Genomic DNA, 10,539 nt, shown 5'->3' on the forward strand with positions numbered 1-10,539 from the left:
ATATCACCCCTATTTTAAAATATTTAATATTACTGTTTTTAACATGTCCGCTCTTACTTTGTTTTTATTATCTAAGGCTGAAGTTAGAGTTCTGTCATTTAACATTACTTTTATTATCTTTGCTTCTCTTTCAGTTAATATTCCACTATCTTTTAAACTATCAATTATTTTATTACTACTATCACTAGTAATGTAATCTCCTATTTTATCAATAATAATTTCAGCTAAAGATGTATGCTCCTTATATTGAACTCTAATTATCCTTATACATCCGCCTCCGCCTCTTCTGCTTTCAATATAATATCCCTTGTCTTGAGTAAATCTGGTAGTTAATACGTAGTTTATCTGAGAAGGTGCACAGCTAAAATAGCTAGCTAATTCATTTCTCTGTATTTCTATTTCCTGTTCTTTTGCCTGTTGTAAAAGTTCTTTAATAAACTCTTCTATCACATCAGATAATCTTGCCATAAATATTACCTCTTATCCTTGATTTAGTAATAAACCTTTTGACTTTCGTAAGGTTCATTTGAATAAATCTACTCTTACCAATTTAGCATTACTAATTTATTTTGGAAGAGTTCTATTATGAGAAAATGATTATAGAAAACTGTTGAAACATAATATTTACAAGAGAGTTCCTCCCAAAATAATCACGTTTGCTTAACTTTGACTTTCTTTGACCTTAATTAAATAATAATACTTTTAATTCTTCTCTTCAACCTTGTATTATTCCTAAAAACAATAAAAACACACAGTATTTGCTTATTTACTTTAATTAGTTGTATTTTACTTAATATTCCTTGAATTTACTTCAATTTTCATATAAAGATTCATGATGTTAATTCCGTATTAATGAATTGGTTTAATTCAATTTACAATATAACTTCTTAATGGATAAAGTGCTTTTCATTATTGGAAAAGCACTTTATTTATATATTTTCTATCCTTATATAAAGTTGAAACTGCATCCTCATAGTGATGATAATTAATAATAATGCACTTTTCATCATAGTATCTAATATTGACATCTTCTTCAGTGATTAACTCCACATCAACTACAGTACTTTCCTTAGAATAGCTAAAGTTTTTTAGATCATTTAATAGTTCAATAACACCACTTTTGTTTTTTATCATTTTTTTCTCCTCCATATACCAAAATCTTTATGTATTACTTATTCTACACAAATATTATTTTTCCTTTTTTTTACATAAAATCTTTTAATAGGAAGTTTTTCTTTTCCATGTGTATATGTAATATAGATATTAGTTAACCTTTTTGTGGAAAAAATGTTGATTTGAGTATCTTAACTTTATCTTCTCAACATAAATCTTCCTAAAGTCAAAAATAATAGGGATAGCCTTGGCTACCCCTCACTAATTTTATAACAAATTAAAGATATAATCAACAAACTATTGTAATTATCTTCATCTTTCCTCAAATATAATTATTCTTTAGATATAGTAAGTCTGTTTAAGGGGAACAAGATAAAAGCTCACCTTGTTCCCCTAAGATTTTTGAAAATAAATAAAATTAATTTACAACTTAGATCCCTATAGTTATAAGGTCTAAATATTCACTTCATCAGGAATAAATCCTTTGAACTGTGCATTATAAAGCTTTGAATAGATTCCTGCCTTAGCCATAAGCTCCTCATGAGGACCTTTCTCCAAAATTCCCTTATCAGTTAACACTACTATATCATCTGCATTCTTAACTGTTGATAATCTATGTGCTACTACTAAGGTGGTTCTTCCCTTAGATAAATCTTCTAAAGACTTTTGAATTATAAGCTCTGAAGTATTATCTAATGCAGAGGTTGCCTCATCTAATATCAATATTGGAGGATTTTTCAGGAAAACTCTTGCTATGGATATTCTTTGTTTCTGTCCACCTGATAATTTTACTCCTCTTTCCCCTACATAAGTATCATAGCCATCAGGTAAAGAATCGATAAAATCATGTATATTAGCATTTTTTGCTGCCTTTACTACTTCTTCATCTGTAGCTTCTGGATTACCATAAAGTATATTTTCCTTTATAGTACCTGTAAATAAGAATACATCTTGTTGAACAATTCCAATATTTTTTCTAAGAGACTTTAAGGTTACGTCTTTAATATTTACTCCATCAATACTTATTTCACCATCATTTAGTTCATAGAACCTAGGTATTAAGTGGCATATAGTTGTTTTTCCTCCACCAGATGGTCCTACAAGAGCTAACGTTTTGCCTGCTTCTATTTGTAGATTTATATTAGATAATATTTCTGTATTTTCATTGTATTTAAAGGTGGCATTTTTAAACTCTATACTTCCTTTAACATTTTTTAACTCCTTAGCATCTGCACTATCAGCTATATCTGACTTTGTATCCATAATTTCAATAAATCTCTTAAAACCAGACATACCACTTTGATACTGTTCAACGAAGGAAGTCAATCTTCTAATAGGCTGCATAAAGTATGCAATATATAAGAAGTAAGTTACTAAATCTATAATATCGATATATCCCTTGTATACAAAATATCCTCCAAAGCCTAATACAACTACATTAAGCATATCTACAAGAAATCTCATGCCTGCCATAAATTCGGCCATGTATTTATAAGCTGAAGATCTTGCAACTTTAAATTGGTTGTTGCCTTCATCGAACTTTTCCATTTCGTATTCTTCATTGGTAAAAGATTTAGCAACTCTTATTCCTGAAATACTATTCTCAAGCTTTGCATTTACTACAGCAATCTTTTTTCTAACTTCATCAAAGGCGTTAGACATCTTTACTCTACGAGTTGCAGTAAACCAAAGAATAACAGGAATGAATGCAAATACTATTAAGGTTAGCTTCAAGTTTATATTACATAATAGTATGAAAGAACCGAGTAACATTATTATAGAAATAAATACATCCTCTGGTCCATGGTGGGCAAGTTCAGATATTTCCATTAAATCATTAATAATTCTAGACATTATATGCCCCGTTTTATTGTCATCAAAATATCTAAAAGGTAAGGTTTGTAGATGTGAAAAAACGTCTTTTCTCATCTCATACTGCAATCTTACCCCCATTACGTGGCCCCAGTAATCCACTATGTAGTTAGCAATAAGCTTTACTACATATAAAAGAGCTAATACCACTGCAAAGATAACTATAGTTCTCAAATCTTTATTTGGTATAGCATTTTTTAATAGTGTATTAGTAAACATGGGAAATACCAAATCCAGTGCCGCTACTAAAAATGCACAAAACATATCCAAAAAGAATAGTTTCTTGTGAGGTCCATAATACGAAATAAATCTCTTTATCATAATTCTCCCCCTTTTCTTTTAGTTACTTATAAGGTTCATCAGTAATACTTTTACAGGGCTTTAACTTAACCCCTTATTATTTTAGATTATCTTCTTTATATATTCATAATACTAAATTTTTACTCTGTATTCTTTTTATAGTGAACCTTTAAACTTATTTATATTAATATCTTAAAGTAATATATCCAAAGTGTAAATAGTTAATAAAAGCTTAAAAGCTAAAGCTACCATGAAAGCCTTCATGATAGCTTTAGTTCCATTACCTATTTATTTTCTTCCATAAATTTTTCAATATCGTCTACTGACTTTATGATATGTGCTGAAAGATTTTCGTATCCATCTTTTGTTACTAATATATCATCTTCAATTCTTATGCCTATGCTCTCTTCTTCAATATAAAGCCCTGGCTCATTAGTTAAAACCATGCCTTCCTCTAAAACAACATCGCGGCTTCCTACATCATGAGTATCTAAGCCTAAATAGTGGCTAACTCCATGATAATAATATTTTGAAAGCTCCTTATCTTCTTTTATTAAACCTAATTCCTTACATCCTTCAGCTAAAACTTCTCTAGCTATTTCATTTAATCTTGAGAATGGAACTCCTGGTTTAATATTTTTAGTAACTTCTTCATTAGCTTTAAGTACTACATTGTATATAGCTTTTTGTCTTTCAGTAAACTTTCCGTTAACGGGGAAAGTACGGCTAATGTCTGCATTATAATATTTATATTGTGCCCCTAAATCTAAAAGCATCAAATCCCCATCTGTAGTCTCACAATTATTATCTCCATAATGTAATACTGTAGCATTTTTTCCTGCTGCTGCAATTGTATGGAATGCAAAATCTATTACTCCATTTTTCTTTAAGGCATAGTCAAAATTTGCTTCTATTTCATATTCCATCATACCAGGTTTGGCATTTTTCCACATTGCCTTTATGCCCTCATAAGTAATATCTATAGCTTTTTTAATAAGATCTATTTCTTCTTCAGTTTTTACTAATCTTAATTTGCAAATTTCATGATATACATTTTTTATTGTTAAATATGGATATCTTTCAACAGTAGCTTTTGCAAACCTTTGAGACTTAGTCATTGGTATATCAAATTCCTGTCTTTCTAAGTCTAAGTATAACTTGTCTATTTCTGTTCTACTAAACATAAGACCTGCATAATCTTCAAATTCTTCTATAAAAGAAATATTATCCACACCTGAAATCTCTCTTGCTGTATCTTCGCTCATTTTCTCCCCAACCCACTTAGCCATAACTGGATCATTTTTCTCCACATACAAGGTTTCAGTAACTTTATTATTTCTCTTTATCATCATTAATATCATTTTAGATCTATTTATGCCAGTCATGTAATAAAAATTTCTATTTGGCGTAAAATTATAGGTTTCATCAGCTGATTTATAAGGAGCTTCACCTGCAAAAAGAACTACCATTGAGTTATTCTCTAATGTTTCTCCAAGTCTTTCTCTATTTTTAATAAAAAATTCTTTATTCATACATAACACCTCACCCTTATATAGTAAAAATTTTCATAATTATACAATAACACTCTCAAATAATAATTTCAATAAAATAAAGTTTTCTAAGATAAATATTATGATTTTTCTTGGAAAACTTTATAGATTATCTGTATAATAAATTTCTATTTGATAATGAAGCTTTATTTAACAACAAACTCCTTAATTAAATACAATATAGTCAAGTGTAAAGGATAAAAGGCGTAGAATGCATATTTTAGCTTTTTCCCTCTCTCCCCATTATAAAAGGCAATAAAAACTAACGCCATTAAGCTTGAGCTTTGCATAAAAATTCTAAAGCCATTTGGATAAGCTAAGTATTTTAACATTGGCATAACATAAATAAAATTAAGTAATACTAATGCTCCAAAAAGTTTTAGAAGTCCTTTGTCCTTGAATACTCTAAATATGATTATCATAAGTACTCCATAAAAATCATAATCCGTATGAACTTGCTTAACAAAAATACAAATTGCTATGATAGTTAAAATTTTTATAGCTCTATTTTTGCTTTCATCTTCATAAAATTTATAATCCAATACATATAAAGCCATTAAACCTGCAAATAAAGTAAAGAAAATGTTAAAGGATTTGATATTAAATGCCCACATAAATGGATACTGAGATACTAATGCAAACAAAAATAGTCTAGTACCATACTTTGTCAAATTTGAAGTTTTTACATAACCTTCAACTAATAAAAATGAGAAAATTGGAAAGGCTAGCCTTCCTATAACTCTTAATCCCCATAACTTTGGAAAATATATTGCCCCAACATGATCAATTAGCATAAAAATACAAGCTAAAACCTTCAGTATAAAACTGTTCATAAACTCCCCCCTAAATAATAAAAGAATACACCCTTGTACCTAATATACAACTGTGTATTCTAAATTATACCATTGATATATAAAATAACCTATAAATTAACAAACAGTTTTCACCAATAGTTACTATCTTTGTCATCTGTAAATTAATATCTAAGTTGCCTTGTCAATAATCTATAGTAACTATACTAATTACCACAAGTTATTCATTATATTCTTTAAAGGAATACTCATGATGTGAAGCATCTCCATGCATTAACACATTAAATTTTTCATCTTCAAAGTCAACTATCGTGAGGCTTGTTTGTTTAATAAATGGCGGCTCCCATATAGTTGATACTGGCTTGTTATGTAAGGAATTCATCATGGCTTTCAAAGTCATGGTATGAGTAACTACTAGTACATTTTCATCTGGATGCTTACTTACAATTTCTTTAATTACAGGAGAAACTCTTTCTGTTAAATCTTCAAAAGTTTCTCCCTTAGATGTTGGTGCATATAAATGAGGTGCATTCCAAAAGTTATAATGCTGTTCAGCACTTAAAGCTTTAATTTCTTCTTGGTTTAGTCCTTCCCATTCACCAAGCCCAATTTCTCTTAATCCATCATGTTTTATAATATTAATATTCCTATTTCCTTTTACAATTTCAGCAGTTCTAAAGGCTCTATTTGATGGACTTGCGTATATAGCATCAATCTTTGTATCTTTAATCCTATCTCTTAACCACTCTGCCTGTTTAACCCCTAGTTCAGTTAGAGGTGAATCATTCCACCCTTGCATTCTTCCTTCTGTGTTCCAAAGGGTTTCTCCATGTCTTGTAATAAACAATCTTGTCAAACTTATCACTCCTTTAAATTATGAACAAATTCACTTTGTTCAGAGACTTTAGAAATAAATTAGCTTCCCGCAAAATTTAATTTTCTAACATAGACTCCCACTTTAAACCTCTTAGTATACGGGATTTCTCCCCATAGAATATCCTTAAACAATAAGTAAATTCCCATTTAAAATTCAAGGACAATTATAATATAGATGCTGTTAATATGCAAATTAACTTTTTAAAAAATCTTAAAATCCATAAACTATTTACCTACTTAGAATTTATGACAAATAAAAAGAGCCATTGAAATTTGGCTCCTTTTAGCTATTCAGTTAATTTATCTTCTATAGGATTTTCTACCTTCTCCACAGCATCCATTTCTAATGCTGCTAAAAATGGTCTAAATTCAGGTGCAAAATCTGTGTATAAGTGTAACTTATTATTTGTTCTCTTAAAGTGGTATAAATCTGATCCGTAAGCTTGTTGAATAAGTCTTTCATCATTTGAATCAAATCTACTTCCTCCTGTATGCTTGTATGAAGTATCTGCCATCTAAATTCCCTCCTCTTGATACAATTGTAAATTTATCACTTTCTAAAATACTACATAAAACCTTTGCATCTTCATCATTTACCGCGTTCAATACTATAGTAAAGTTATCTTCTGGGCCTACTATACCCATATAGTCATGAATGCTGCTATAATCACTTAACTTTATTTCTCCTGATATATCCATCCTATAATCCGACATATTTGGCCCCCTTTATAGATTTAGTATTATTTTTTCTATATTTAGGAATTTTATGCATAAAAAAAGTGCTAAGATCAAATCTTAACACTTTTTACTAATTAAGCTTCTTTTTTAATTTCAGCTATTATCTTATTTACTATATCACTTGGAACTTCATCGTATCTCTCAAATCTAGTTCTAAAAGTCCCTCTAGCTCCAGTTAGGCTTCTTAAATCTGTAGCGTAGTCATATAGTTCTGATTGCGGTACTTCACCCATTATTTTTTGGCCTTTTACCGCAGGCTCCATACCTAAAATTCTACCTCTTTTTTTATTTATATCCGCAATAACATCTCCCATGTAATCATCAGGAACCTCTACTTCGATGTACATAATCGGCTCTAGAAGTACTGGCTGAGCTTCTTGTAATCCTTTTTTATATGACAGTGAAGCAGCTATTTTGAAGGCCATTTCGGAAGAGTCTACAGGGTGAAACGATCCATCATGAAGTGTAGCTCTAAGCCTTATCACTGGATATCCTGCTAGCACTCCATGTTGAACGCATTCTTTTAGACCTTTTTCAACCGCTGGTATATATTGTCTTGGTACAACCCCTCCTACTACTGCATCAACAAACTGTAATTCTTCGGCTCCATCTTGCCTTGGCTCAAACTTAATTTTAACATCTCCATATTGTCCATGTCCTCCAGATTGCTTTTTATGTTTTCCTTGAACATCTGAGAACTTCTTAATTGTTTCTCTATATGGTGTCTTAGGAACTTGAAGAGTTACATCTGCTCCAAACTTATTTTTTAATTTACTAACAATAACATCTAAGTGAGATGATCCTAAACCTGAAATTATAGTTTCAGCATTTTCTACATCCCTGGATACTGAAAAAGTTGGATCTTCTTCAAGTAGTTTAGTTAGTCCATTAGATATCTTGTCTTCATCACCTTTAGCTTTTGGCACCACAGCTCTTGAATACACTGGTGATGGGAAAGTCATTCTATCAAAAATAACTGGATTACTCTGCGTGCATAGAGTATCGCCTGTATTAGTGTACTGAAGCTTTGCTACCGCACCAATATCTCCAGCTTTTATTTCACTTATTGGAAGCTGCTGTTTTCCTTTTAAGAAATACATTGTTCCAAGCTTTTCTTCCTTTTCCTTTGACGAGTTATAAACTAAAGTATCAGATTTAGCTACTCCTGTAATCACTCTAAACATAGAGAGCTTTCCAACAAAAGGATCGGCTATAGTCTTAAATACTAAAGCTGAAAATGGTTGGTTTTCATTTATTTTAATGTTAGTATATGCATTTGTTTTTAGGTCTTTAGCCATATAAAGATTTGTTTCCTTAGGTGATGGAAAACACTCAACTATATCTTCAAGTAATGTATTAATTCCTACTCCTGTTAAGGCAGAACCACAGATTATAGGAGCTATATCTCCCGTTGAGACGCCTTTAATTAAGCCTTCATAAATTTCTTCTTTACTTAATTCTCCTTCGCTGAAATACTTATCTAGTAAAACTTCATCCGTTTCAGCTACCGCTTCCATAAGCATTTGTTTGCATTCTTCAACTTTATCTATTAGTTCTTCAGGAACATCACTTTCTTCCATTTGACGCGTTTTGGGATTAAACAATCTAGCTCTGTTTGAAATAATATTTATGACACCTTTAAAGTTACTTTCTGAACCTATTGGATATTGAATTGGAACTACAGATGTACCAAACTTTTCTTTTAAGGTACTTAAAACTTTCTCAAAGTTACTATTTTCTCTATCAAGTTTATTAACGAAGACTGCTCTTGGTAATTTATGTTCATTTACATAATCCCATGCTTTCTCAGTTCCAACCTCTATGCCTGAAACACCACAAACAGTTATCATAGCCATATCAACTGCTCTTAGACCTTCAATCATTTCTCCCTCAAAATCAAAGTAACCAGGCATATCAATTAAGTTAATCTTAATATCCTTCCACTCGCAATTAGCTATAGCTGTAGATATTGACACTTTTCTTTTCTTTTCCTCCACATCATAATCACTAATTGTTGTTCCATCTTCAATTCTGCCTAATCTATCTGTCTGTCCAGTTTGATACATCATTGACTCCATAAGACTCGTCTTTCCTGAGCCACTATGCCCTATTATCCCAACATTTCTTAGATTGTTAATTTTATACTCTTTCATATGGTATACCTCCCATTTTTCATTGCATAATATCTAACACAACTATATATTCTATATTTTGCACAAATTTCCTTTAAATATTTTCAATATTTATAATATTTAAAATATATTAACAATTGAGTTCTATTAAGAAATTTTACATATAAATATAAATACATAGCTTTATTATCAATCTTGGGTTTATATTAACTATTCACATATAAAAATTATATTTACAAACCTGAGACCTTATTACAATTATTTGTGGATATCTACCATTATAGGTTAGATTTATTGTAAATTGTTTTATACTATATAAAAACAAAAGCGTGTATTTACACGCTCTTTAATTCATATATAATTACTTGTTTATAGCTTCTATGTCACTCTAAAACTTAACATATTTGGACTTAGATTTAACCTCTAAGTCTTCTACTAGTTTTTAGAAAATTAGAATCTTACTCAATAAAAAAAGCAGTTCAAATGAACTGCCTTAACTTCAGTATGTAAATGGCTCCGTGGAGAGGATTCGAACCTCCAACCTATCGGTTAACAGCCGAGTGCTCCACCATTGAGCTACCACGGAATATTTACCTAGCGACCACCTACCCTCCCACAAAGTCTCCCTTGCAGTACTCTTGGCCGTTTAGATCTTAACCTTCGTGTTCGGTATGGGAACGGGTGTATCTTCTAAACGCATCATCACTAGATTTACATCTTATTTAATTAAATGGCTCCGTGGAGAGGATTCGAACCTCCAACCTATCGGTTAACAGCCGAGTGCTCCACCATTGAGCTACCACGGAATATTTACCTAGCGACCACCTACCCTCCCACAAAGTCTCCCTTGCAGTACTCTTGGCCGTTTAGATCTTAACCTTCGTGTTCGGTATGGGAACGGGTGTATCTTCTAAACGCATCATCACTAGATTTACATCTTATTTAATTAAATGGCTCCGTGGAGAGGATTCGAACCTCCAACCTATCGGTTAACAGCCGAGTGCTCCACCATTGAGCTACCACGGAACATTTACCTGGCGACCACCTACCCTCCCACAAAGTCTCCCTTGCAGTACTCTTGGCCGTTTAGATCTTAACCTTCGTGTTCGGTATGGGAACGGGTGTATCTTCTAAACGCATCATCAC

9 protein-coding genes, 3 tRNA genes and 3 rRNA genes are annotated in these 10,539 nt (G+C 31.3%); all 15 read right to left on the reverse strand.

Annotation, left to right across the window (positions count from 1 at the left end):
* Positions 1-9: 9 nt before the first annotated feature.
* On the reverse strand, positions 10-468 hold the full coding sequence (locus C661_RS0120265) for a CtsR family transcriptional regulator (protein WP_017417159.1): 459 nt from the start codon (positions 466-468) through the stop codon (positions 10-12).
* Between the two features lie 441 nt (positions 469-909).
* Positions 910-1,134, reverse strand: a complete 225-nt coding sequence (locus C661_RS0120270) for a hypothetical protein (protein WP_017417160.1) — start codon at positions 1,132-1,134, stop codon at positions 910-912.
* A gap of 432 nt (positions 1,135-1,566) precedes the next feature.
* Positions 1,567-3,306 (reverse strand): ABC transporter ATP-binding protein, encoded by a 1,740-nt coding sequence (locus C661_RS0120275; protein WP_017417161.1) that lies wholly within the window; start codon positions 3,304-3,306, stop codon positions 1,567-1,569.
* A 263-nt stretch (positions 3,307-3,569) separates the two neighbouring features.
* Positions 3,570-4,817 carry an aminopeptidase P family protein gene (locus C661_RS0120280; RefSeq protein WP_017417162.1) on the reverse strand — a complete coding sequence of 416 codons (1,248 nt, stop codon included), beginning with the start codon at positions 4,815-4,817 and terminating at the stop codon, positions 3,570-3,572.
* Between the two features lie 164 nt (positions 4,818-4,981).
* On the reverse strand, positions 4,982-5,668 hold the full coding sequence (locus tag C661_RS0120285; protein ID WP_017417163.1) for a TraX family protein: 687 nt from the start codon (positions 5,666-5,668) through the stop codon (positions 4,982-4,984).
* 199 nt (positions 5,669-5,867) lie between these two features.
* Positions 5,868-6,512 (reverse strand): histidine phosphatase family protein, encoded by a 645-nt coding sequence (locus tag C661_RS0120290; protein WP_242826018.1) that lies wholly within the window; start codon positions 6,510-6,512, stop codon positions 5,868-5,870.
* Positions 6,513-6,810: 298 nt separating this feature from the next.
* Positions 6,811-7,038, reverse strand: a complete 228-nt coding sequence (locus C661_RS0120295) for a hypothetical protein (RefSeq protein ID WP_017417165.1) — start codon at positions 7,036-7,038, stop codon at positions 6,811-6,813.
* Positions 7,001-7,237 carry a hypothetical protein gene (locus C661_RS0120300; RefSeq protein ID WP_017417166.1) on the reverse strand — a complete coding sequence of 79 codons (237 nt, stop codon included), beginning with the start codon at positions 7,235-7,237 and terminating at the stop codon, positions 7,001-7,003. The genes C661_RS0120295 and C661_RS0120300 overlap by 38 nt, the downstream gene beginning before the upstream one ends.
* 98 nt (positions 7,238-7,335) lie before the next feature.
* Positions 7,336-9,414 (reverse strand): elongation factor G, encoded by a 2,079-nt coding sequence (gene fusA, locus C661_RS0120305; RefSeq protein WP_017417167.1) that lies wholly within the window; start codon positions 9,412-9,414, stop codon positions 7,336-7,338.
* 490 nt (positions 9,415-9,904) lie between these two features.
* Positions 9,905-9,979, reverse strand: a tRNA-Asn gene (locus C661_RS0120310).
* Between the two features lie 6 nt (positions 9,980-9,985).
* A 5S ribosomal RNA gene (gene rrf / locus C661_RS0120315) occupies positions 9,986-10,103 on the reverse strand.
* A gap of 21 nt (positions 10,104-10,124) precedes the next feature.
* Positions 10,125-10,199 (reverse strand) — tRNA-Asn (locus C661_RS0120320).
* 6 nt (positions 10,200-10,205) lie between these two features.
* A 5S ribosomal RNA gene (gene rrf, locus C661_RS0120325) occupies positions 10,206-10,323 on the reverse strand.
* Between the two features lie 21 nt (positions 10,324-10,344).
* Positions 10,345-10,419: transfer RNA gene (locus C661_RS0120330), tRNA-Asn, on the reverse strand.
* A 6-nt stretch (positions 10,420-10,425) separates the two neighbouring features.
* Positions 10,426-10,539, reverse strand: a 5S ribosomal RNA gene (gene rrf / locus C661_RS0120335); the annotation flags it as partial.

The organism is Clostridium tunisiense TJ, from assembly GCF_000300195.1.
In the GTDB taxonomy this organism is placed as follows: domain Bacteria; phylum Bacillota; class Clostridia; order Clostridiales; family Clostridiaceae; genus Clostridium_J; species Clostridium_J tunisiense.

What these genes read in the sequence shown, in the direction of transcription:
- C661_RS0120265 (WP_017417159.1), bottom strand. Translation starts at nt 468, where the DNA reads ATGGCAAGATTATCTGATGTGATAGAAGAGTTTATTAAAGAACTTTTA.
- C661_RS0120295 (WP_017417165.1), bottom strand. Translation starts at nt 7,038, where the DNA reads ATGGCAGATACTTCATACAAGCATACAGGAGGAAGTAGATTTGATTCA.
- C661_RS0120300 (WP_017417166.1), bottom strand. Translation starts at nt 7,237, where the DNA reads ATGTCGGATTATAGGATGGATATATCAGGAGAAATAAAGTTAAGTGAT.
- C661_RS0120285 (WP_017417163.1), bottom strand. Translation starts at nt 5,668, where the DNA reads ATGAACAGTTTTATACTGAAGGTTTTAGCTTGTATTTTTATGCTAATT.
- C661_RS0120275 (WP_017417161.1), bottom strand. Translation starts at nt 3,306, where the DNA reads ATGATAAAGAGATTTATTTCGTATTATGGACCTCACAAGAAACTATTC.
- C661_RS0120280 (WP_017417162.1), bottom strand. Translation starts at nt 4,817, where the DNA reads ATGAATAAAGAATTTTTTATTAAAAATAGAGAAAGACTTGGAGAAACA.
- C661_RS0120270 (WP_017417160.1), bottom strand. Translation starts at nt 1,134, where the DNA reads ATGATAAAAAACAAAAGTGGTGTTATTGAACTATTAAATGATCTAAAA.
- fusA (WP_017417167.1), bottom strand. Translation starts at nt 9,414, where the DNA reads ATGAAAGAGTATAAAATTAACAATCTAAGAAATGTTGGGATAATAGGG.